The sequence below is a fragment of the Providencia sp. PROV255 genome (assembly GCF_028478065.1).
In the GTDB taxonomy this organism is placed as follows: domain Bacteria; phylum Pseudomonadota; class Gammaproteobacteria; order Enterobacterales; family Enterobacteriaceae; genus Providencia; species Providencia rettgeri.
On sequence record NZ_JAMPMI010000006.1, the window covers coordinates 119,178 to 142,751 of the forward strand.

The 23,574-nt window shown below is 40.6% G+C and carries 24 protein-coding genes and 1 pseudogene; 10 read left to right on the top strand and 15 right to left on the bottom strand.

Annotation, left to right across the window (positions count from 1 at the left end):
* Window positions 1–47 precede the first annotated feature (47 nt).
* Together uraA and hda are read left to right on the top strand one after the other, a co-directional pair.
* On the top strand, window positions 48–1,343 hold the full coding sequence (gene uraA / locus PR725_RS05880) for a uracil permease (RefSeq protein ID WP_272568043.1): 1,296 nt from the start codon (window positions 48–50) through the stop codon (window positions 1,341–1,343).
* Between the two features lie 127 nt (window positions 1,344–1,470).
* Window positions 1,471–2,172, top strand: coding sequence for a DnaA inactivator Hda (gene hda, locus PR725_RS05885; protein WP_036957653.1), 702 nt, complete (start codon window positions 1,471–1,473; stop codon window positions 2,170–2,172).
* Between the two features lie 43 nt (window positions 2,173–2,215).
* Here hda and arsC read toward each other — a convergent pair whose 3' ends face one another.
* Together arsC and PR725_RS05895 are read right to left on the bottom strand one after the other, a co-directional pair.
* The gene (gene arsC / locus PR725_RS05890; protein ID WP_123381896.1) at window positions 2,216–2,572 is read right to left on the bottom strand and encodes an arsenate reductase (glutaredoxin); all 357 of its coding nucleotides are present in this window, start codon (window positions 2,570–2,572) and stop codon (window positions 2,216–2,218) included.
* A gap of 12 nt (window positions 2,573–2,584) precedes the next feature.
* The gene (locus PR725_RS05895; RefSeq protein ID WP_004911374.1) at window positions 2,585–4,048 is read right to left on the bottom strand and encodes a beta-barrel assembly-enhancing protease; all 1,464 of its coding nucleotides are present in this window, start codon (window positions 4,046–4,048) and stop codon (window positions 2,585–2,587) included.
* 195 nt (window positions 4,049–4,243) lie between these two features.
* Between PR725_RS05895 and PR725_RS05900 the strand changes: the two genes are divergently transcribed.
* On the top strand, window positions 4,244–5,308 hold the full coding sequence (locus tag PR725_RS05900) for an AI-2E family transporter (protein ID WP_004911372.1): 1,065 nt from the start codon (window positions 4,244–4,246) through the stop codon (window positions 5,306–5,308).
* 47 nt (window positions 5,309–5,355) lie between these two features.
* Here PR725_RS05900 and bcp read toward each other — a convergent pair whose 3' ends face one another.
* Both bcp and PR725_RS05910 read right to left on the bottom strand, forming a co-directional pair.
* Complete coding sequence (gene bcp / locus PR725_RS05905; protein WP_004911370.1) at window positions 5,356–5,826, bottom strand: thioredoxin-dependent thiol peroxidase; 471 nt, start codon at window positions 5,824–5,826, stop codon at window positions 5,356–5,358.
* A gap of 14 nt (window positions 5,827–5,840) precedes the next feature.
* A complete protein-coding gene (locus tag PR725_RS05910; RefSeq protein ID WP_004253549.1) occupies window positions 5,841–6,398 on the bottom strand; it encodes a glycine cleavage system transcriptional repressor in 558 nt (185 codons plus the stop codon).
* Window positions 6,399–6,685: 287 nt separating this feature from the next.
* Here PR725_RS05910 and dapA point away from each other — a divergent pair, with 287 nt between their 5' ends.
* From dapA to purC, 3 genes are all read left to right on the top strand, one after another.
* Window positions 6,686–7,594 (top strand): 4-hydroxy-tetrahydrodipicolinate synthase, encoded by a 909-nt coding sequence (gene dapA, locus PR725_RS05915; RefSeq protein ID WP_004911368.1) that lies wholly within the window; start codon window positions 6,686–6,688, stop codon window positions 7,592–7,594.
* Window positions 7,595–7,610: 16 nt separating this feature from the next.
* Entirely contained in the window at window positions 7,611–8,663 is a 1,053-nt protein-coding gene (gene bamC, locus PR725_RS05920; RefSeq protein WP_117162289.1) for an outer membrane protein assembly factor BamC, read from the top strand.
* A 525-nt stretch (window positions 8,664–9,188) separates the two neighbouring features.
* The gene (gene purC / locus PR725_RS05925) at window positions 9,189–9,902 is read left to right on the top strand and encodes a phosphoribosylaminoimidazolesuccinocarboxamide synthase (protein ID WP_004911363.1); all 714 of its coding nucleotides are present in this window, start codon (window positions 9,189–9,191) and stop codon (window positions 9,900–9,902) included.
* A 232-nt stretch (window positions 9,903–10,134) separates the two neighbouring features.
* Here the strand turns inward: purC and PR725_RS05930 are convergent.
* The 5 genes and pseudogenes from PR725_RS05930 to PR725_RS05950 form a co-directional block, all read right to left on the bottom strand.
* A pseudogene (locus tag PR725_RS05930) lies at window positions 10,135–10,776 on the bottom strand (energy-coupling factor ABC transporter ATP-binding protein); the annotation flags it as partial.
* The gene (locus tag PR725_RS05935) at window positions 10,763–11,626 is read right to left on the bottom strand and encodes an energy-coupling factor ABC transporter ATP-binding protein (RefSeq protein WP_109912440.1); all 864 of its coding nucleotides are present in this window, start codon (window positions 11,624–11,626) and stop codon (window positions 10,763–10,765) included. The pseudogene PR725_RS05930 and the gene PR725_RS05935, both read right to left, overlap by 14 nt.
* Window positions 11,617–12,321, bottom strand: a complete 705-nt coding sequence (locus tag PR725_RS05940) for an energy-coupling factor transporter transmembrane component T (protein WP_164528761.1) — start codon at window positions 12,319–12,321, stop codon at window positions 11,617–11,619. The genes PR725_RS05935 and PR725_RS05940 overlap by 10 nt, the downstream gene beginning before the upstream one ends.
* Entirely contained in the window at window positions 12,322–12,903 is a 582-nt protein-coding gene (locus tag PR725_RS05945) for a hypothetical protein (protein ID WP_004911353.1), read from the bottom strand.
* Window positions 12,904–12,939: 36 nt separating this feature from the next.
* A complete protein-coding gene (locus tag PR725_RS05950) occupies window positions 12,940–13,365 on the bottom strand; it encodes a PPC domain-containing DNA-binding protein (RefSeq protein ID WP_109912441.1) in 426 nt (141 codons plus the stop codon).
* A gap of 583 nt (window positions 13,366–13,948) precedes the next feature.
* On the opposite strand from PR725_RS05950, the gene PR725_RS05955 reads away from it, so the two are divergent.
* Both PR725_RS05955 and PR725_RS05960 read left to right on the top strand, forming a co-directional pair.
* Window positions 13,949–14,401 (top strand): DUF441 domain-containing protein, encoded by a 453-nt coding sequence (locus PR725_RS05955; RefSeq protein WP_004911348.1) that lies wholly within the window; start codon window positions 13,949–13,951, stop codon window positions 14,399–14,401.
* Between the two features lie 7 nt (window positions 14,402–14,408).
* A complete protein-coding gene (locus tag PR725_RS05960) occupies window positions 14,409–16,430 on the top strand; it encodes a tRNA(Met) cytidine acetyltransferase TmcA (RefSeq protein ID WP_272568053.1) in 2,022 nt (673 codons plus the stop codon).
* Here PR725_RS05960 and PR725_RS05965 read toward each other — a convergent pair.
* Entirely contained in the window at window positions 16,411–16,602 is a 192-nt protein-coding gene (locus PR725_RS05965; RefSeq protein WP_109912443.1) for a YpfN family protein, read from the bottom strand. The genes PR725_RS05960 and PR725_RS05965 overlap by 20 nt on opposite strands.
* Before the next feature lie 147 nt (window positions 16,603–16,749).
* The gene (locus PR725_RS05970; protein ID WP_004911337.1) at window positions 16,750–17,001 is read right to left on the bottom strand and encodes a hypothetical protein; all 252 of its coding nucleotides are present in this window, start codon (window positions 16,999–17,001) and stop codon (window positions 16,750–16,752) included.
* 244 nt (window positions 17,002–17,245) lie between these two features.
* On the opposite strand from PR725_RS05970, the gene PR725_RS05975 reads away from it, so the two are divergent.
* Window positions 17,246–17,638, top strand: a complete 393-nt coding sequence (locus PR725_RS05975; protein WP_004911334.1) for a DUF454 family protein — start codon at window positions 17,246–17,248, stop codon at window positions 17,636–17,638.
* A gap of 60 nt (window positions 17,639–17,698) precedes the next feature.
* Here PR725_RS05975 and PR725_RS05980 read toward each other — a convergent pair whose 3' ends face one another.
* From PR725_RS05980 to PR725_RS05995, 4 genes are all read right to left on the bottom strand, one after another.
* Complete coding sequence (locus tag PR725_RS05980; protein WP_123381900.1) at window positions 17,699–18,367, bottom strand: M15 family metallopeptidase; 669 nt, start codon at window positions 18,365–18,367, stop codon at window positions 17,699–17,701.
* A complete protein-coding gene (gene dapE, locus PR725_RS05985) occupies window positions 18,364–19,494 on the bottom strand; it encodes a succinyl-diaminopimelate desuccinylase (protein ID WP_004911329.1) in 1,131 nt (376 codons plus the stop codon). The genes PR725_RS05980 and dapE overlap by 4 nt, the downstream gene beginning before the upstream one ends.
* Window positions 19,495–19,507: 13 nt before the next feature.
* The gene (locus PR725_RS05990) at window positions 19,508–19,879 is read right to left on the bottom strand and encodes an ArsC family reductase (protein WP_164528763.1); all 372 of its coding nucleotides are present in this window, start codon (window positions 19,877–19,879) and stop codon (window positions 19,508–19,510) included.
* Window positions 19,880–20,025: 146 nt separating this feature from the next.
* Window positions 20,026–20,646, bottom strand: a complete 621-nt coding sequence (locus tag PR725_RS05995; RefSeq protein WP_004911325.1) for a LuxR C-terminal-related transcriptional regulator — start codon at window positions 20,644–20,646, stop codon at window positions 20,026–20,028.
* A gap of 543 nt (window positions 20,647–21,189) precedes the next feature.
* Here PR725_RS05995 and maeB point away from each other — a divergent pair.
* On the top strand, window positions 21,190–23,469 hold the full coding sequence (gene maeB / locus PR725_RS06000) for an NADP-dependent oxaloacetate-decarboxylating malate dehydrogenase (protein ID WP_109912445.1): 2,280 nt from the start codon (window positions 21,190–21,192) through the stop codon (window positions 23,467–23,469).
* The last annotated feature ends 105 nt before the right edge of the window (window positions 23,470–23,574 follow it).

Here is a 23,574-nt window from a genome sequence, read left to right on the forward strand (position 1 = left end):
CTGCTTATTCAGTGATTAGCCATTTCGCTAAAAGAGGATAAAGCCACATGACACGTCGCACCATCAGTGTTGAAGAAAGACCACCATTATTACAAACTATACCACTGAGCCTTCAACACCTATTTGCTATGTTTGGCGCAACCGTTATCGTACCGATTCTGTTTGGTGTAAACCCCGCTACAATTTTGCTGTTTAATGGGATCGGAACGCTGCTGTATCTGTTTATTTGTAAAGGGCAAATTCCTGCTTATTTAGGCTCAAGTTTTGCATTTATTTCCCCAGTGCTGATTTTATTACCATTAGGTTATGAGCTGGCACTTGGCGGCTTCATTATCTGTGGCGTGCTGTTCTGTATTGTTGCACTGATTGTTAAAGTTGCAGGAAGAGGGTGGATAAACGTCATGTTCCCCCCAGCAGCAATGGGGGCAATCGTAGCCGTAATTGGTTTAGAATTAGCTCAAACGGCTGCAGGTATGGCTGGGCTATTACCTAAAGATGGCGCAGTGGTTGATTCGAACACGTTAATTATTTCCCTGACCACGTTGTCAGTCACTATTCTCTGCGCGGTCGTTTTCCGTGGGTTTTTATCTATTATTCCAATTTTGATTGGCTTTTTAGCGGGTTATGCATTGTCCTATTTTATGGGTATTGTGGACTTTACCCCGGTTGTTGAAGCGCCGTGGTTTGCTATTCCTACATTTTATACTCCACGCTTCGAATGGTTTGCTATTTTAACTATTTTGCCCGCTGCATTAGTGGTTATCGCTGAGCACGTAGGGCACTTGGTCGTCACTGCGAATATTGTTGAACGTGACTTAATGAAATCACCAGGTTTACATCGTTCAATGTTTGCTAATGGGTTTTCTACGGTGATTTCCGGTTTCTTTGGCTCGACACCAAATACGACTTATGGTGAAAACATTGGGGTCATGGCTATTACCAAGGTATACAGCACTTGGGTAATTGGCGGAGCCGCAATTATTGCTATTTTATTATCTTGTGTTGGTAAATTAGCGGCTGCTATCCAATTAGTACCAGTTCCTGTGATGGGCGGGGTTTCACTCTTATTGTACGGGGTAATTGGTGCATCAGGTATTCGAGTGTTGATTGATTCAAAAGTCGATTATAACAAGCCACAAAATTTGATTTTAACCTCAGTGATTTTAATTATTGGTGTGAGCGGAGCCGTTATCCATATTGGTCAAGCTGAACTCAAAGGTATGGCGCTAGCAACAATAGTTGGGATCTTTATGGCATTATTATTCCGTTTTATAACGTTTGTTAGGCCTGAAAAGCAGTTTGTGACATCTGAAGTCCAAGAGCTTGATAGCAATAAAAAATAAGCCACACAATTTTCCATATTGCCGTTCAATTGTTTGAACGGCATTTGGTCACCGTTCTTATTCATCTATCCGTGTTTTTTATGGTAAACTGCTAGATGAAAATTGATTTGTACAGCCAGAGGCGCTTCTGAACACACCATCACAGCTTTCATTACCACTATATCTGCCAGATGATGAAACCTTTGCGAGCTTTTATGCAGGGGAAAATGGGGCGTTGCTGTCTGCTATTCAGTCTGCTATTAATCAACCCCATGGCAGTTATATCTATTATTGGTCGCGTGAAGGCGGCGGGAAAAGCCATTTACTGCACGCAGCTTGTGCAGAGCTGTCTGAACAAGGCATTGCAGTCGGTTATGTTCCTTTGGATAAACGTGCGTATTTTGTTCCTGAAGTACTAGACGGTATGGAACATTTATCACTCGTTTGTATTGATAATATTCAGTGCATCGCGGGTGATGAAGAGTGGGAAATGGCGATTTTCAATTTGTATAACCGTATTTTGGAAATTGGTCGCACTTGTCTATTAATTACTGGGGACAGGCCTCCTCGGCAAATCGAACTGAAATTACCCGATTTAGCCTCTCGCCTTGATTGGGGGCAAATTTATAAACTGCACCCACTGAGTGACGAAGATAAGATTTGGGCACTGCAATTACGCGCTCGTATTCGTGGTTTTGAATTACCGGAAGATGTTTGTCGTTTCGTATTAAAACGTCTAGATAGAAAAATGGGAACGTTGTTTGATATCTTAAACAAACTTGACCACGCATCAATTGTCGCTCAGCGAAAATTAACGATTCCTTTCGTAAAAGATATTTTAAAACTCTAGTTGATTAAATGAGTTGGCAGCCATATAGCTGCCAAAATAGAGTTTATAAGATTTCACAAACCTGCTCAGGCGGACGACCTAAACGTGCTTTATCACCATTAACAACGATAGGGCGTTCAATCAATTTAGGATTTTCATGCATTGCTTTAATGAGTTGATCCTGAGTTAAGGTGTCATCGTTTAAATTCAATTCCTTATACAACTCTTCTTTGGTGCGCATTAATTGACGAGCATCTTTAAAGCCTAACATTTTAAGGAGTTTTTTGATTTCAGCGACCGTTGGGGGCGTTTTTAAATACTCGACCACCGTGGGGGAGATACCCTTATCAGTTAAAAGGGCTAAGGTTTCACGGCTTTTAGAACAGCGTGGGTTGTGGTAAATCTTAATCGAATCCGTCATTATTATAACTCCTTACGGTTTTGCATTTTTGTCACGTAATTGTAGTTTTCTAAGCGCATCAATGCGAGCGTCATAACGCTGCTGTTCGTAACTGCCTAAACGGCTTTGACGGCTAGCATCGCTGAGATAATTAATTGCAGTGTCATAGTTACCCCGTAACGCCATCCCTTCTGCGTAAGCAGCAAGTTCTTCGGTACGCTTACCTTGTTTTGCGGACGCTTCTGCCAGTAAATCCCAACCAATCGGGTCATCAGGGTAATCAAACGTATATTTATTCAGTAAGGTTGTTGCTTCTTTATATTGATGATTATTAATTAATGCATTAGCTAGGTTGACAATAAATACGGTATTTTTCGGTGATTTTCTCAAAGCATTCTGTAAACGAGAGACCGCTCTAGAGACTTGATGTTGTTCAATGTCGACATCAGTCATGCTATCGATAAACCAAGGGTTATCGGGTTGTTTCGCTAATAGCTCTGTCAGGATTTTTCCTGCTTCTGCGTACTTTTTGTCTTGAGAAAGTAGTAGCGCTTTACCGTATTGCGCTGCAATTTGTTCTTGTGCAGAACCTTTACCATAGTTTTCAATGATTTGGTCTAAAGCATGTTTTTGCTCGGTACTATACATAGCCAAAATACGAACTCGGGCTAACATAAAGTCCAGTGATGATGGCACACTCACTTTAGGGTATTGGTTCGATCGGTTTCTGGCATCAGCTAAACGGCTATCCGGCAAGGGGTGCGTTAATAGAATTTCAGGGGGCTTTGACATATAGCGAGTTTGGTCTGACATTGTTTGCATAAAATCAGCCATCGCATGCGGGTCAAAGCCAGAGCGCCTTAATGTCTGTAAACCAATACGGTCAGCTTCTTGTTCATTGGCTTGGGTAAAGCTGATCATACCTTGCTGAACCCCAGCCATTGTGCCTGTTAAAGCGGCAAAACCGGCTTGAGGATTCGCCATCACTAACAGCAAAGAACCAATCGTCCCTGCAATCGCGAGAGGAGTGGTGCTTTTTTGGTCTTCCATCATTCGCGCAAGGTGCCTTTGCGTAACGTGAGATATTTCGTGCGCCATGACGGATGCTAGCTGACTTTCATTTTGGCTGTATCGGAACAATGCTGAGTGTAGCACTACATTGCCCCCAAAATAGGCGTATGCGTTAATATTGGGGTTGTTGACTAAATAGAACTTAAACGGTGTTTTAACTGAGTCGGCATTTTTCACTAACCGCATGCCAAGTTTGTTAACATATTGGGTTAACAATGGGTCATAAATAAGAGGGGTGCTGGCACGTATTTGGCGTGTAATAGCATCTCCCATAATAATTTCTTGGTTGATGCTAAGTGTGCCTCCTGCTGTGGTTCCTATATCGGGTAAGGTATCTTCAATTGCACTATAAGCAGGTAATACTGCACCGTTCATTAGCGCAGCGATCATGAAAGCCAATAATGGATATTTTAAATTTTTCTTCATGAAACGTGAGTATCCCATACAACATTTTAATTTAGGGTAAGTACCGACTTTATTTCGGGTGTGCTTTAAGTAAGGCACTTAAAAATACGAAAAGTTTAAAACACATGATAGCAAAAGCTATCGTAAAATCTGTTCTTCGGTATAATTTTCGTTACTTTAGGAACTGTCCTTTGTGTTATTCCCTAGGAGCAATAAATGCTGGAATTGTTTTTACAGTGGTATCGTCGGCGTTTTGCTGACCCACAAGCCATAGCCCTTTTTACATTACTCGTATCAGGGTTTGTGATCATCTTCTTTTTCAGCAGTATACTGGCTCCATTGCTGGCGGCAATTGCTTTAGCTTATTTGCTTGAATGGCCAACCAATTTATTACAACGCATAGGGTTATCCCGTTCAGTTGCTGTCGGTATTATTTTGACCTTATTCGCCGGAATAAGTGCCATGGTTATTTTAATTATTGCACCAACCGCATGGCAGCAAGGGATTAATTTGATGGCCGATCTGCCAAATATGGTTAACCGTTTCAATGAATTTGCACAAAAACTGCCAGAGCAATATCCAGCACTAGTGGATGTCGGCATTATCGATATGATGGCAGATAACCTGCGTAGCCGTATGTCGGGTATTGCAGACTCTGTGGTTAAAGCGTCAGTTGCTTCATTAATAGGTATTTTTACTTTAGCAGTTTACTTAGTTCTAGTGCCGTTGATGACATTCTTTCTTTTAAAAGATAAAGAGCGTATTAGCAAAAGCTTCCTCAAGCTGTTACCGAAAAATCGATTGTTAGTGGGTAAAGTTTGGGTCGAAATGAATGAACAAATCACCAATTATTTGCGAGGAAAAGTTACTGAAATGGTGATTGTTGGGGTGGCAACATATTTATGTTTTGCTTACTTTGACTTGCGCTATTCCGTATTGCTGTCGGTTCTTGTCGGGGTAGCGGTATTAATCCCTTACATTGGTGCGGTCGCAGCCACGATCCCCGTGGTTATTGTTGCGCTCTTTCAGTACGGTATTGGTAGTGAATTTTGGTACTTAATGTTGTTTTATTTAGTTATTCAAGGTTTGGATAGCAACGTTGTGGTGCCTTTATTGTTTTCTGAAGCCGTGAATTTACATCCACTAGTGATTATTTTATCTGTTGTGGTGTTTGGTGGGTTATGGGGCTTTTGGGGCGTGTTTTTTGCAATACCTTTAGCAACACTGATTAAAGCGGTTATTCATGTCTGGCCGGAAGAGCCAACGGAGTCAACGAACTAGGTTAGTAATAGTGCTGTATGGGGGCATACAGCACTAAGAAGTAACGATTAAGCGTGTGTATTGATGTAATCAAGCACGATTTCGTGGTGGTTACTGGTTTTAAAATTGTCAAAGACGTGCTCTATTTTCCCAGTAGGGTCAATAAGGAAGCTAATGCGATGAATCCCATCATAGGTTTTCCCCATGAATTGTTTTTCACCCCAAACCCCAAATTGCTCACATACTTGGTGGTCTTCATCTGATAACAAAGTGAAGTTCAACATCTCTTTTTCAGCGAAACGAGATAGTTTCTCTGGTTTGTCTGTGCTAATACCTAATACTTCGACACCTTTCGCTTTAAGTGTATCCATTTCATCACGTAGACCACACGCTTGAACAGTACAGCCAGGAGTCATCGCTTTAGGATAAAAGTAAACTAATACGCGCTGACCCTGATAATCAGAAAGATTGATGAGCTCACCATCTTGGTCAGGAAGGCTAAATTGAGGCGCCTTATCACCGGCTTTCAATGGGTTCATTAAATATATCTCCGTTAACTTTGCATGTTGGGGTTGTTAACAATACTTATGTTGCCTTTAGCATTTAGCATTGTACATAGTTGTTGAAATTTATTTTTTATAATTATGCCATTATCGTCCAACGGATCGTGTGCAGTAATCTGAATTTCCAGTTGAGCGGGCATATCATTATTGGCTGGTTGTGTTTTAGAAACAAGCTCTGCGATATTACACTGCGAAGTTGTGAATAAATTTGTGAATTGCTCGACAATACGAGGTGCATCGTCGACAACAACATTCACTGTTACTGTCGATGGGTAATAGGTTGTTTGCACACTCTGAGTTCTTTTCATTACGATAAGCAAGTCGAGCTCGGCGCCTTTAGGTGGTAATGTCGCTTCTAAAAGGGTGATAGCATTCCAACTGCCGGAGAGCATCATAATGAAGGTGAATTCCTTGCCAAACATCGCTAAGCGACTATCTTCAATATTACAATCACACTCGCTGACGAGACGTGTAATAGTATTCACAATGCCCGGACGATCTGTTCCCAGCGCAGTAATGACAAGAAATTGCTGTTCAGTCTTAGGCAAAGTCTATTCCTTAGTATTTTAATTATGTCAGTTAAACATTTAATTAGAATATAGCAGTAAAATTCTAGCGCTAACAACTGACTGGCTATGAGGGTAAGGAAACCATAAAAAAGGCAATCTGCCAAGGGGGTAAATAGACTCTTGCGAGAAATATCAGTGAATTATTACTTCTATTTAAGTTAATGTCCTCGGCATTAACAAAATTCATTAAATTCTTGCTATTGGGTGGTTTTCTTCTTTGAAATGAAAAAGTAACATGGTAGTTCAATTATTAAGGGGGTATCGCTATGGCTAATGGAAACGCAAATTATAAAGATTTTTTAACGGGAAGCATTGTTGCAGTTATTACACCAATGGATTCGGCAGGGCGTTTAGATAAAGCGAGCCTGAAAAAGTTGGTGGATTATCATGTTGAAAGTGGAACAACTGCGATTGTTTCTGTTGGTACAACTGGCGAATCAGCAACCTTAACGCACAAAGAACATGTGGATGTCGTGAAAGCGACGCTTGAATTAGCAGATGGTCGTATTCCTATTATTGCAGGAGCCGGTGCAAATGCTACCGCTGAAGCTATTTCTTTGACAAATGAGTTTGAAAACAGCGGTGTGGTTGCTTGCCTGACGGTAACACCTTATTATAATAGGCCTTCTCAAGAAGGGCTATATCAACACTTTAAGGCAATTTCAGAAAACACCAGCTTGCCACAGATTCTTTATAATGTACCATCACGCACTGGCTGTGATATGTTGCCTGAAACTGTGGGGCGTTTAGCAAAACTGGCGAATATTGTTGCAATTAAAGAGGCAACAGGGAACTTAGCTAGGGTTCATCAAATCAAAGAACTGGTTGATGATGATTTTGTACTGTTAACAGGTGATGACGCAACGGCGCTTGATTTCATGCAACTAGGTGGTAAAGGCGTTATTTCGGTCACATCTAACGTTGCGGCCGCACAGATGGTAAAAATGTGTGACTTAGCGCTTGCAGGCAAATATACTGAGGCGCGTGAATTAAATAAAAAACTGATGGGGCTTCATCTTCAGTTATTTGTTGAACCAAATCCAATTCCAGCGAAGTGGGGCTGTCATCGCTTAGGTCTGATTGCAGATGGGACATTACGGTTGCCAATGACACCGTTAACCACCTCGGGCCAGCAAAAAGTTGAGGAAGCCTTGAAACTCGCTGGATTACTGTAAAATTTAGGGAATTTTAATGGCAACATTATTGCAAAAATCGAAGGTTATGAAGGTTGCTGGCCTGTCACTTGTTGTGTTACTGGCAGCCTGCTCCAGCGATCAGCGCTATAAACGTCAGGTCAGTGGTGATGAGGAATATCTCAATGCTGCGCCATTGAAAGTGTTGAATGTGCCACAGGGGCTTACATTACCAGAACAAAATGGTGAGTATGATATCCCTAAAGCCACATCAACAGGGGCAATAGGAAAAGCGTTAGACATTCGTCCACCAGTACTGACAATTTCGCAATTAGCGGGTTCTCGTACAGAGGATAGCGCTCAAGCAAGTCGTTTGTTGCTAGAAAATACACCTGAAAATAGTGCACTTTGGTCACAAGTTACGATGATCTTAGAGCAAAGAGGGATTCCAGTTTCATCTAAAGACGATGGCTCTCGCTCAATTGAAACCGATTGGGTGAAATGGGATCGCGCAGATGAAAACGTACCGATTGAGAGTCGCCATAAAGTTACAGTGCGGCCAGAAAACGGTATGATGGCATTAACGGTAACTAGCTTAGGCTTACGTCAAGGAGGAGAGACAATTACGGATGTTGTCGAAACTCAACGTTATAACAAGCTGTTATTGAATGAATTAACCGATAACTTATATACGTTACGTGATACTTCAAACAAAAATAGTATCCAAAATGCCTACGGTATCATTGATGTTCAAACCGGTAGTGATGATACTGGCTTACCTTTAGTTGTGGTTCGTGCGCCATTTGATGCAGTATGGGAACGTTTACCTCACACCTTAGAAAGTGTTGGTATGAAAGTGGGTGACCGTACGCGCTCAAGTGGTTCTGTGATGGTAACTTACAAAGGTTTAAGCAGCTCAGAATGGCAGGCTTTGGGTATTGATGACCCAACTGTGCCAGAAGCAGATTATAAAGTGCAGGTTGGTGACTTAAATAACCGTAGTACACTGCAATTTATCACCACCAAAGGTGTGCCTTTAACACAAAAACAAAATGATGAAATGGTTGCAGCGCTGAAAGCAGCATTTAGTAAAGCACCTGCCAAAAAGTAATCATTCAACATTTTGAGATGACTAATTAAACCGTAGCTTAAATACAAGCTGCGGTTTTTTTATTTAAATTGGATGGGTTTGTATTGGGGTAAAGATATTAAGCTTCATACGCATAGGCTGGTGGTTATCAACTCTGTATTTTGTTTATTTCATGCTACTCGTAATCTATATACTTAGTTAGTTATTAAATAGCATTTCATCAATTTGAATTTTCCTTCTCTGGTAGGCTAATTTTATCTTTCATGTTTTCACCTAAAACAAATGGACAAAAAATCAGTGTTTATGGTTAAGTAATCGTTTGCGTCTGCTCGGGAATTTTATTATCATGATTAACAGTGAATTATAAAATATTGAATATCAGCTAGTTAGCGTTTCACATGGTGAATTTCAGTAACTGACTGAAACAGAGCAGAAAATTAACAATGAATAGGCCATTTAATTGGTTTTTGTTCTTCTGTTACTTATCTGAATCTGCTGTGCAGGTTGATTTTTGTTTAGTTTAATCACATCCCTGGAGTGTGTAAGATGCAAAAGAAAGCTGAGTTGTATCGTGGTAAGGCAAAAACAGTCTATACCACAGAGGATCCTGATCTACTGGTTCTGGAGTTCCGTAATGATACATCAGCACTCGATGGTGAGCGTATCGAGCAGTTTGACCGTAAAGGTATGGTAAATAACAAATTTAACCATTTCATTATGAGCAAATTAGAAGCAGCCGGTATTCCAACACAAATGGAAGCATTATTGTCTGACACAGAAGCCCTGGTGAAAAAGTTAGATATGGTGCCTGTTGAGTGTGTGATCCGTAACCGTGCCGCAGGTTCACTAGTAAAACGCTTAGGTGTTGAAGAAGGCATGGTGTTAAATCCGCCACTATTTGACTTATTTTTAAAGGACGATGCCAAACACGACCCAATGGTGAATGAATCGTACTGTGAAACCTTTGGTTGGGTGAGCAAAGAAAACTTGGCAAAAATGCGTGAGCTAAGCTACAAAGCCAATGAAGTACTCAGTAAAATTTTTGCGGATGCAGGGTTAATCTTAGTCGATTTTAAACTGGAGTTTGGCTTGTATAAAGGCCAAGTGGTATTAGGCGATGAGTTTTCACCAGACGGCAGCCGTTTATGGGATAAAGAAACGCTCAATAAAATGGATAAAGACCGTTTTCGTCAGAGCCTTGGTGGCTTAATCGAAGCTTACGAAGAAGTCGCACGCCGTATTGGCGTACAGCTAGATTAATCAATTTCCTATAATTTGAATGAGAATTTAGCCTGCATTGCAGGCTATTTTTTTAGTCGCTAATCGAGGGTGATTGTTGGCTAATAAAATGTGTAATCCATGATGAGAGAGCGGTATCAGTAGTCTTTATTTGTAGTTGTTGACTAAGTGACGTCAACGTAGGCGCGGGCAATGGGCTTTCGACTTGTAACTCTGGATGGCTTAATATTTCCGTTGGCTGACCGTCAGCGATGAGTTGGCCATTTGATAAATGCAATACGCGTTGAAAACGGCGGGCAACAAAATCAAGGTCGTGGCTAATAGAAACGACGGTTACCCCTTTTTCGCGTTGCAAGGTTAGCCAATGTTCAAATTTGCGCAGCCAAAAAGCGTCGAAGTCACGGCTTGGTTCATCAAGCAGCAATAACTTAGGTGAAACGGCCTCTAAACAGGCAACAGCAACCATCCTGCGTTGACCTGCATGTAAATCTAAAGGGTGTTTATCTGCTACATCGACTAAGTGACAAATTTCAAGTGCTTGCTGTACTCGCGCGTGAATATCACGTTTATGATATCTTTGGCGTTTTAAACCAAAAGCAATCTCATCACGCACACAACTATGAAAAATTTGTTTCTCAGCTTCTTGGAATAAAATACCGATATGGTTGGCTCTTTGTGGTGAGGAAAGAAGGTTAAGCGGCTGGCTATCAAGCTGAATATCACCTTGTGTAGGGCGCAATAACCCTGCGAGCAGGCGTAATAATGTTGATTTACCTGCGCCATTATCCCCAACTAAAGCGACCCATTCACCAGGGTGAATAGATAGAGATAAAGATTGTATATTATCAATAGTAGAGCTTGGCCAACGATAGCTCAGGTTTTTAAGCTGTAACATGCCGCTCCTTAAACATCTGTAGCAATTGCGCTTCATTGTGGGGAATTGTGTCTCGCCAATGCCCTAATTTGACCAGTTCACCTATAGCACGCCAAGCCTCTGGCATATTGATTGTTTCAATAGCATCAAGAAAAACATCATCCAAACAGCCTATAGCAACCACTTTCCCAGATTCTAAAAAGGCTTTGCCAGTACTCAACAAAAGGAATGAATCACAGAAACTGATGGCAGGTAATAAATTGCGTTCAAAAAAAATAATGCTGCAGTTTGTGTGTTCTGTATAGTGTTGCAATTGCACTAAAATACGTTGTGTTGCACTGGGTGTTAGCCGACTAAAGGCTTCATCGAGCAAGAGGAGTTTAGGTTGCATCGCTAATGCACTTGCTAACACGACGCGTTGTGCTTCACCACCCGATAATGTCGCAGGATGGCGCGTACGTAGAGCTTCACAAAACGTGAGCGCAATCGCGTGTTCAACTCGTTGACTAATTTCACTGGGTGACAAGCCAAGGTTTTCAGGCCCAAACGCAATTTCTTGTTCAACGGTAAACGCGCAACCCGAGAGTTGTAATTGGGGGGATTGCTGAACAAGTTGGCGTGATACTGATACCTGAACCACAGAGCTGTCAGCTAAGGGAACTTGTAATACTTCAGCGGTTCCTTCTATTTTCCCTTGAATAAGGTCACTATGCCAACCTGCAAGTATTTGCGCTAGTGTGCTTTTCCCGCTGCCATTACCGCCAAATACACATAGCCATTGGCCTGCATTAAGCTGAAGATCTATCGGTCCTAATAAGGACAGCTCCGCGCTTTGTGGAATGAAGCGCATTTGTTGTAGATTCACCACCATAGAGAGAGACCACCTTCAATAAAAATTAACAAAACTAGCCCATACCTAAGTAGGGCTTGGAATGAACTATCCGTAGGTGGGTTCAATGTCGTGCGTTTAGCGCAATAGCGAAAACCACGCATATCTAATGCGGCTCCACGAATACTCAGATCACTAAGAGTATTACTGGCAAGTGGAAATAATAGGGCCGGTAATGATGTAACACGTTGCCAAAAGCGCCCGTCAAGAGGGACGCCTCTTGCCAATTGTGCCTCACGGATGGTGTTTAATTGCTGACGAAATTGTTCTGCAAGCAATAACGGACCCGCGAGTAGATATGCAAAACTAGCAGGTAAACGGCTAGCAAACAGCGCACGAATAAAGCGTTCAGTCGGTACATATTGCAACCAAAGCTGAGAAGCGCTAATAATCGTTAATAACTTAAACCACAATGCTAGTGCAAATTCAGGACGGCTATTTTTTAAGGCATCCCCGGTTAATTGTTGAGCTAGCCAACCCCCGTGAATTAACCAAAGCCCTGCCGCCATGGGGAGCATAATCCATGCAACAATGCGCCAACGATGACGTGCAGGTCGCCAAAATAATAAAGCAGCGAAAGTACTGCAACCTAGCACAATTAATAGCCAGTTCAGAGGTAAGAAAAGCGAACTTACACTGAGCCAAAACCAAATTGTCAGCGAGGTGAATGGATGCATTTAACTGACCTTCGCCATATTTGGATAATTACGTTGGACACGTTCTGGTAATTGTCGAACGAGTAGCCAAGCAATAATGGCAGATGCAACTTTGTCCGCAATATTGGCGCCTAATACCGTAATTGCCACTGATTCTAATAAGTTATCGCCAACAGCATGGAAATACGCGACAAAAAAGTCTGCTCCGCTACCGGTTGTTCCTGCAAATAAGTATGTACGTATAGGAACAGCAACTATCATTAATGCAAAAGTAATCACTACACCGGATAAAACCACTCTTGGTAAGGTGCGAAAACCACCTGCGCGAGCTAATAACCCAGCGCTGAGTCCAATCATCATCGCAACAGGTGCAAATGCAGCGGCAATTGGCCCACTGAGTAAACCCCATAATAAATTAGTTAATAAACCACTTAATAACGCAACCCAAGGGCCTGCTAATAACGCACAAATTAACGTTCCTATAGAATCCAGAAAAATAGGCAGTTTTAGCATTGAACTTAATTGGCCAATAACCATATTAATGGCAATAGAAAAAACAATTAAAGTCAGTGTACGACTAGAAATAATCGACGTTTTACCCATGACAAAGTCATTCCTTACAGTAATGGAATAATAAAATTAGCGAGAAGTGATGATAAGTTCTTCATAACCTGATAACGGGCAAGGTTCACGAATGAAATTTACCTTTTCCAGTTCCCCAATAATCAGCTCTAATGTTGTTCTGACCGTACAACCCGGCATCATATGACCACCGAGGACTTGCCCTTGCTCATCAGAGACAGCTAAATGCAGGTGTTCGCCTTTGGCATCTAAAGTGCCAATTAATGAAACAATTTCAAATTTACCTGTTGTTTGAAAGGTCTCTTCTTGGCCTGCAAAACGTAGTGCAACGTCAGTTAAGCTGCCGACACTGCTAGCAATGAACGCAGCTTGTAGGCCATGTTGCTCAATTTTATGTCTTAATGTTAAAAGTGCGTCTTCGCCAGGGATTAAACGAATAGCAATAAAACGCGCGTTTGAATAGGGCGATAAAGATTGGTTCATATTCTTAATCCTAATAATTGTGCTTATGCAGAGCGTCGCACAACCATTTAAATCATTAAAATTATAAATAATGCTAAGTTATGATTTTTCTGTATTAATTATCTGTGATTATTATACGCAATTGAGATGGATTGTCTGGTTGTAAAGATATTTAGACCTATCTTCAGCAAAAGGCACTACAAGTTGGTTTTTATCATGATAAATATAAGAAAAACGCAGAAATAAAAAAATAAACAGTGATGAATACTCCGAATATTTAGCTTAAGTTTTACTGGTGGTGGGGATTATCTGTATTGCCATGCTAATTTTTGTATAATTAAGCTTGTTACCGTGAAATATGCTGAGAATACATACTTTTAAAAAGTATTAAATAGATAATAAAGAACAGCTAAAATGTCGCATTTTAGTTAATTAATTGTGTGGAGATAGTGAGATTTTTTATTAATTAAAAATATCGTCGCCGTAAAAATAAAAAGAGTTGGCGTTAATATTTGCTTCTTTGATGATGAGCCAATAACATGTTTTTAAATCAGCCTAGTTGCTGCTAATAAATTATAATTGTGCGTTTTACAGGGACAAATCTATGAGTCATGTTGATCCAACATTAATCATTTTACTGGTCTTAGCCGGGTTAGGTATCATTAGTCATAATATGACAGTCACCCTTGCGATGCTATTTTTATTGGTGGTCAGAATAACACCATTAAATAATTATTTTCCATGGATTGAAAAATATGGCTTAACGATTGGGATACTTATCTTAACAATCGGTGTTATGGCTCCAATTGCGAGTGGTAAAATAACGGCTAATGAGGTATTAAGCTCATTTTTGAATTGGAAATCGATTTTGGCAATTGTTATTGGGATCGCAGTTTCTTGGTTGGGTAGTAGGGGCGTCACATTAATGTCCCATCAACCGTCTACGGTTGCAGGCTTACTGGTTGGAACCGTCATTGGCGTTGCTTTATTCCGTGGTGTACCGGTAGGGCCCTTAATCGCTGCTGGGATTTTGTCACTATTAATTGGTAAATCATAGTATTACGATGGTGAAATTACTTACTGTCATTATAGAACAACTACATATAGTTGGTATGCGTCGTCTTATGGTTCTTTCTGGCGACGATGCATGGGTAGAACAACAACTAAAACAACTTCAAGTTGCTATTGATGGCGATTGGTTAACGATTTCATCAAACTTACCGCAAGGGGTTTCCCCTGAAAATGCGCATCTATTATTGGGCCGTGAATTTTTACATGGCATTTTTGATGTACGTAAAGGGTTTCATAGTGAAGCACTAGCCATGCTTGCTGGCACATTAAAAGCAGGGAGCTTGTTAGTTTTATGTACGGCGCCTCAAAAAGAGTGGGCGACAAATACCGATCTAGACAGCTTGCGCTGGAATGAACAATTGGGGCTCATTTCGACACCGAATTTTGTACATCACTTGCAGCGAACTTTTCAAACATCTCCCGATATTTTATTTTATACACAAGGGAATGAGCCTGATTTTTCATTACTAAAAAACAAACCATTATGGCAAGCACCGACAGGCCAGCCAACAGAACAGCAGCAGCAAATAATTAGCCGATTATTAAGAGCGGAACATGGAATTTGGGGTTTGATAGCGCCGAGGGGGCGCGGTAAATCGGCAATAGCAGGGATGTTAATACAGCATTTTGCAGGAGAGTGTTGGTGTTGTGCTCCTGCAAAAGTGGCGACGGAAGTCTTAAGCCGGCATGCAGGTAAAAAGATTAATTTTTGGTCTCCAGATAGCTTACTCGCATACTGCCGTAGCAATGAAAATATAACCGCAGATTGGCTGATCATAGATGAAGCTTCTGCAATCCCTAATTATATTTTACGAGAACTAGTGGGGTATTTCCCTCGAGTTTTATTAACCACGACAGTCGATGGCTATGAAGGAACAGGGCGTGGATTTACGCTAAAATTCTGTGCAAGTTTAGCCCATTTCACTTTACTGCAACTTGATAACCCAATGCGCTATGCGGCTAATGACCCCTTAGAATTATGGGTCAATGAGGCTTTATTGCTGCAAGAACCCGTCACTCAAACGGTTTTTGCTGGAAATATTGAATATAAAGCGTTAACCCAGGCATCATTAGCGGAAAATAATGAGCAATTAAAAGCGTTTTATGGCTTATTGATGAGTGCACATTATCGAACGTCACCATTAGATTTACGACGTCTATTGGATGCCCAACAGCAACATTTTATGGTGGCAAAAACCGAGTCTCATAATTGTGCTTATATAGGTGCATTATGGATGGTAGATGAAGGACAGTTGACCGAATCATTGAGCTGGCAAATATGGGCTGGGCTTCGTCGACCAAGAGGAAATTTAGTTGTCCAATCTTTAGCAGCTCATAGTTATTTCCCTATTGCGGCACAATGGCTATCTCGCCGAGTGATGCGTATTGCCGTTGATGCGAACCACCGTAGGCGCCAAATTGGTTTAACGCTTTTAGAAAAACAGAAAGCAATTGCTACAGAGCAAGGGTTAGATTTTTTGTCTGTTAGTTTTGGATTAACACCAGACTTAGTCGCATTTTGGCAAAAAGCGGGCTTTCGGTTAATGCGAATAGGTTCGCACAAAGAAGCGAGTAGTGGCTGTTTCACGGCAATGGCGATATTATCGCTATCAGATCGAGCAAGGCGACTTTGCCAGCAAGGGGAAATGCAATTAAAACGCGATATTTATTGGCGAAATGATCTGTCTGAGTTTGCTTTAGAAACCAGTGAGCAGCAGCAATTAACCCCTGATGATTGGATAGAACTGATCGGTTTTAGTGAGTTTAAACGGCCTATTTCTGCGAGCCAAAGTGCGATTATGCGTTTATTAAGGGAAGAAACAGCCGGGCTTGCGCTGCTCAGACGGCACTTGCTGTCAGGCGAGCCTATCGCACAGATTTGTGCGGATATTGGTATGACAGGGCAAAAGCAATGGTTACAACGAGTAAGAGAAGAGGTTGGTATACAGGTAAAACAATACCAACCAGCGCTTTTAGCTGAAATAAAGCAAAAGGTTATTTCTTCTTGTCTTTAGGCCAATCGTCTTCATCATCCCAAAGGTGGTTATTATCTTGATGTGGGGGAATTTCTGGCTTGTCATCTAAAAACTTTTTGGGGTCCAATTTCATCATTTCTTTGACTGAATTCCAGATAATACCTACCAATAAGAGTAAAATTATCCACCAGTAGTCGGCTAACCATTGCATACATTACCTCTATGAAACTGGGTAAAAGCTAAATGTTGATTTTAAATTATTTAAAATTTATACCATTAGAGTACCATTTACACTTTATATGAAACTGTGTGTTTTTTCAGAGATAGCTACAGAAAATATACCTACAGAGCTTATTGTTTATTTAAATACCATGGCAAATGCACCAACAATGCCAAGCAAAATATCAGAGCCTGTAAGTGCGTAGATATTTTTAACCTCTTCACCGCGAATATTAGCAAAGCGTTCAAGTGCTTTTTCTGTTGAAACGGCTTCAATCTCTTCAAATTGCTTTTCATATCCGGCAGCAATTAGCTTTTGGGTCTCTTGCTCATTTGGTGTAACGATAGCAATTACCTTTCCGGCCTTCATAAAAAAAGAGTAATGATTCATGGGGCTTCCTAATAGTCTTAAGTTTAGGCTCCTGTCATTTTCTCAGGCTTTGCAAGTCAATGACTGGGGCTATTAGCGCTCTTTTCGTCGTAGAACAAGAGAATAATAATCGCATCAACAGGCAAAAGCGACTTTTCATTAAGCTTGTTTACCATTAGAGTATACCATTGATATTATTATGAGTTACCACAGATTTTATGCGGTTTTTACCATTTAATTTATTTATTCGGGAGGAGGGGTGATTTTGAAAAAATTGTTCCTCATTGTTATTGGATGGTTAGCCGTTGCGCTGGCTTTTGCTGGCGTCGTTCTTCCTGTTTTGCCTACCACACCTTTCTTATTATTGGCGGCATGGTGCTTTTCTCGTTCATCTCCACGTTTTCATCATTGGTTATTATATCGCTCTTGGTTTGGGGGGTATATTCGTCACTGGCAAAAGCATAAAGGGTTACCGAAAGGGGCAAAACCAAAAGCAATTATATTGATAGTTCTCACTTTTTCACTATCAATCTGGGTTGTTAGTTATTTATGGTTAAAAATTGGTTTATTGGCACTGTTGTGTTGGCTGCTTATTTTTATGTATCGGCTTCCAGTTGTTGATGAACAAATTTCCAAACAAAATAAAGAAGCCCCATAAATGATGTCGCATCATCTATGGGGCATTGGCGCTATAGAAATTGCTTTGTTAGCTTAGAAATTATTCAGGAGCTCTAATATAGCGTTCGAATACATAATCTAAGTTAGTGCTTAACCAATTTTTCCCACGAATATCTTCTTGCTCAAGAACTTGCGTAATGACTTTTGGCGTTAACAGCTGTTCAGCTTCATGGGATAACGGCCAGTAACTAATATGCCAAGGTTCATAGGCAACCCCTGCATTTTTTGCCGTGAAGGGACGGTAAAAATCAAATGTCGCCATGTTATCCGTGAGCCAGTGGTTTAATTCAGCAAAATAGCCGCCAGTTTCATATTCCCAAGGCTCTAATTGCAAAGTTTGCCCTGCTGGGATCCGTAATGGGTCATAAACATCTATTTCGGTTCCCCAATGATGACGGCTTGCTCCGGGTAATGCAGACCAATGTAAAATAGCTTCACACAGCTCACCTTCTGAAAGCGTTGTAATATCTAAAGGTTGGCTTTGTGCATCAAGAACAGGGCGGAGACCAGTGAATTTTTCATTCCAAATTAACTGTTGACGTGAAAAATCGCGAAATGCACTTGCAGATTGTAACTTGAAGCCCGCTTTTACTGCAGCTTGTTGCATGGCTAAAAATGCCTTAGTGGCATTAAATTGTAGACGATGAGTGCCGCCAAGTGTCACTAAATGGTCCGTTGAACGGCCTGTTAACATTGCGATGGTGATCATAATAACAATAGCTCCATGACTCGCTCATAAATTAAGGCCAGTTGTTGCAAGTCTTTGACACTAACGCATTCATCAACTTTATGTATAGTGGCATTCAATGGGCCAAGCTCAATTACTTGAGTGCCCATTTGAGCGATAAAACGACCATCAGATGTACCACCACTGGTAGATAGCTCTGCGTTAAGACCCGTTAGTTCATGGATTGCCTGCAAGGTTGCAGTGACAAGTTCTTGTTTTTCAGTCAAAAATGGCTGACCAGATAATGACCATTCTATTTTATATACGAGGCCATGACGGTCTAACATACTTGTGACCCTGTCACGTATTTGTGTGTCGGTTAATTCTGTGCTGAAACGAAAATTAAATTGAACAAATAACTCACCGGGGATTACATTACTTGCCCCAGTACCCGCATGAATATTGGCAATTTGCATGGTGGTAGCAGGGAAGAATTCGTTGCCGTTATCCCAGATAGTTGAAGTGAGCTCTTGCAAAAAAGCGGTTGCTCGGTGCACCGGGTTGTCTGCTAGATGTGGATAGGCTACATGCCCCTGTGTTCCTAAAATAGTCAAATTTGCTGTAATAGAGCCTCTACGTCCATTTTTTATGATGTCACCTAAATGAGATTGGCTTGATGGCTCACCGACTAAACAATAATCAACACGCTCATTACGAGCCATTAATGTTTCAACAACTTTAACCGTGCCATCTAATGCATCAGCTTCTTCATCTGATGTGATTAAAAAGGCCAAGCGCCCTTGATGGTGAGGGTGTTTTTCGACAAAGCGCTCTGCTGCGACAACCATTGCTGCGACAGAACCTTTCATATCAGCAGCACCACGGCCATACAGATGTTGATTAATAATTGTTGGGTTAAACGGAGGGGTTTGCCAATTTTCGCTATTGCCTGCTGGTACAACATCGGTATGACCTGCAAATGCGAGGGTTGGTCCTTGAGTGCCTCGATGAGCCCAAAAATTTAATGTGCTACCAAAATGCATTGGTTCAATGGTAAAACCAAGTTGGTTTAAGCGCTCGGTAAGGATCGCTTGGCAGCCTTGGTCATCGGGGCTGATAGAAGGGCGTGCAATTAGTTCTTTGGCAAGCTGAATAACGGGACAATCCATTAAATCCACCTGATTATCGAATGAAGTTTTGGTAGTCATTAGCGTTAAACCCAACTAAGTATCGGTTATCTGGAGAAACAAGTACGGGTCTTTTGATCATGGCAGGCTCTGCAATTAGCACTTTTTTAGCACTATCTGCGTCAATAACTGCATTTTTTTCATCATCAGTCAATTTTCGCCAAGTTGTTCCTCGTTTATTGACTAACACTTCCCAATCAATATGTTCCATAAAGATAGAAAGCAGTTCATCGCTAATACCATCAACACGATAATCATGAAATTGATAGTTAACTCCATTGTCTTCTAAGTAACGGCGTGCTTTTTTAATGGTGTCACAGTTTTTAATTCCGTACATAATATAAGGAGAGTTAGGTGTATTGGGCATATGATTTTCCTCAAAAAACTAGCGATAATCCTTACATAATGCGGCAAAACTCACTTGGGATCTAGCCCAAATGTGAGAAATCTATAATAACCTTATAATTACATTAAATGTAATTTAGCCCCGATAATTAATATATTAAAAATAGATTATCTTGAACGCATATAAATTAAGCTAGCCTCAAGGCGAGATCGAACGCGTAATTTTTTAAGAATATTTCGAATGTGAACTTTAACGGTTTCCTCTGAAATAAAAAGTAAGTTAGATATTTCACGATTTTTTAAACCCACAGCCATTTCATGCAAAATTTCAGACTCTCGTTTTGTCAATGCGGATAGTGGGTCACTATAATGATGACGTGAAATAAGATGTTGATAAATTTTTTCACTAAAAACCAATTGCCCTTTAGAGGCTTTCTTCATACTGTAGAATAGCATATCAAGTTCACTGTTTTTTAATAAATAACCTTGTGCTCCTGCGTCAATAGCACCATATATATCTGTTTTAATTGTCGATGCAGATAACACTAATAAGTAGCTATCATTGCAGTGTTTACGAAGTAATCGTATAGTTTCAAATGTTTTAATACCTTGAATATTGGTATCTATAATAATTAAATTAGGTTTTAACTGCTTTGCCATGCTTAAAGCTTCATAACAACAAGCGCACTCTGCTGTGATAATAAAGTGTGTGTCGGTATTTATGAGCTGCCGCAATCCCAAGCGTATAATAGGGTGATCGTCAATAATCATTACTGTATATTTAGACATAGAGGGTTCCTTTTTTATGTCTCAAATGCCAACGTCTACTCAGGTATTTCCTATAAAATAGACAATTTAATTTCGGTACGTTTATTATATTTAATTGGAGTTTTAATAATTATATAATCAGCAGTATGGAGAAGTGAGATTGATATTAATCGTTTGCTTAATATTTTATAGTTCCATACTAATAATATTGTGCTTGTTGATAATACATTAAAATAGAAAAAATAATATCGAATAGTTAAATTAAAGTTAAACAGATGAACATATTTAAGGTGGGTTTCATTGTGTTATTATGCAATTAATTATTTATATATATTAACCTAATAAAATTAATAATAAATTATTTTTAGTCGTGCTTTTTAAAATTAAAGCAGGGTTGCGCTATGAACAATATAACCAAGGTGACTATGTTTTACTCGGACAGTGACCTAACTCTATTGTAATTGAAAGATTTTTCTGGAAATTGCCGGTATGATCATGATTTGCTAGTGAGATGTGTTTATACTGTTATCGCTCTTACCTTACTTATTTTGAAAGGACTTGACGATGGATGACAAATTAAAACAAAGTGCTCTTGATTTTCATGAGTTTCCACATCCTGGGAAAATTACGGTTACCCCAACTAAACCACTAACAACCCAGAGAGATCTCGCATTAGCATACTCACCAGGTGTTGCAGTTCCATGTCTTGAAATTGCAGATGACCCACTTAAAGCTTATCGTTACACTGCTAAAGGTAACCTTGTCGGGGTTGTCTCTAATGGTACTGCCGTCCTTGGGTTAGGTAATATTGGTGCCTTGGCTGGTAAACCAGTCATGGAAGGAAAAGGTGTACTATTTAAAAAGTTTTCTGGTGTTGATGTCTTTGATATTGAAGTTGATGAAACAGATCCAGACAAATTAGTTGATATCATTGCGTCTCTTGAGCCGACTTTTGGTGGTATTAACTTAGAAGATATCAAAGCACCAGAATGCTTTTATATTGAACAAAAGCTCCGTGAGCGCATGAAAATCCCTGTGTTCCATGATGACCAACACGGAACCGCTATCATTTGTACAGCTGCTGTTATCAATGGATTACGAATTGTAAAAAAAGAAATTGGTGATGTCCGCCTTGTGGTTTCTGGCGCTGGCGCAGCATCAATCGCTTGTATGAATTTATTAGTCGCGTTGGGACTGAAACGTGAACATATCACCGTCTGTGATTCTAAGGGGGTGATTTATAAGGGGCGTGATGAACGCATGGATGTCACCAAAGCTGCGTATGCCATTGAAGATAACGGCCAACGTACTTTGGCGGATGCTATTCCTAATGCGGATATTTTCTTAGGTTGTTCAGGTCCACGTCTTTTAACGCCGGAAATGGTGAAAACCATGGCGCAAGATCCACTGATCCTAGCGCTAGCAAATCCTGAGCCTGAAATTTTGCCACCATTGGCGAAAGAAGTTCGTCCTGATGCCATCATCTGTACTGGCCGCTCTGATTACCCAAATCAGGTTAATAACGTGTTGTGTTTCCCATTCATTTTCCGTGGTGCGTTAGATGTCGGTGCAACAACGATTAATGAAGAAATGAAACTGGCTTGTGTGTATGCCATTGCAGACCTTGCATTGGCAGAGCAAAGTGAAGAAGTGGCTTCAGCCTATGGTAACCAAGATTTATTCTTTGGCCCTGAATACATTATTCCGAAGCCATTTGACCCACGTTTGATTGTTAAAATTGCACCTGCTGTGGCAAAAGCAGCAATGGACTCAGGGGTAGCAACGCGTCCAATTGAAGACTTCGATGTCTATATCGAAAAATTAAATCAGTTTGTTTATAAGACAAATTTATTCATGAAACCTATCTTCTCTCAAGCTAAGACTGCCAAAAAACGTATTGTTTTAGCTGAAGGGGAAGAAGAGCGTGTATTACATGCCACACAAGAGCTGGTTTCTTTAGGTTTGGCTTTCCCAATCTTAGTTGGGCGTCCAAGTGTGATTGAAATGCGTATTCAAAAACTTGGCCTACACATTGAGTTAGGTAAAGATTTTGAAGTGGTCAATAACGAAAACGACCCGCGTTATAAAGAATACTGGCAAGAATACTACCAAATCATGAAACGTCGTGGTGTTTCACAAGAAATGGCACGTCGTGCAGTGATTAATAACCCAACCTTAATTGGTGGGATCATGGTGTTACGCGGTGAAGCTGACGGGATGATTTGTGGTACCGTGGGCAGCTATGGTGAACATTATGAAGTTGTTAAAGATTTATTTGGTTTCCGCGAAGGTGTTCATGCTGCCGGTGCAATGAATGCATTGTTATTACCAACGGGTAATACGTTTATCGCAGACACTTATGTTAATGAAGACCCTTCTCCGGAAGAGCTAACAGAAATCACGTTAATGGCAGCGGATACGGTAAGACGCTTCGGTATTGAGCCAAAAGTGGCTCTGTTATCGCGTTCTAGCTTTGGTTCTTCAGACTGCGCATCAGCACAAAAAATGCGTGATACGCTCTCGATGATCAAAGCACGTGACCCTCATCTTGAAATTGATGGTGAAATGCATGCGGATGCCGCATTAGTTGAATCGATCCGTAAAGATGTGATGCCTGATAGCCCATTAAAAGGTTCAGCAAATTTATTAATTATGCCAAATATGGAAGCTGCACGTATTAGTTATAACTTACTGCGCGTGACAAGCTCTGATGGCGTGACGGTCGGCCCGGTATTGATGGGGGTTGCGAAGCCGGTACATATCTTGACACCAATTGCGTCGGTACGCCGTATCGTGAATATGGTGGCATTAGCAGTGGTTGAAGCGCAAACCAATCCACTCTAACGGTTAATATTAATTAATACGTATTAAAGGCTTCTATGATTTTATAGGAGCCTTTTTATTGAAAATGATTATCATTATCTGTATCTTATTAGCTTGACAACATAA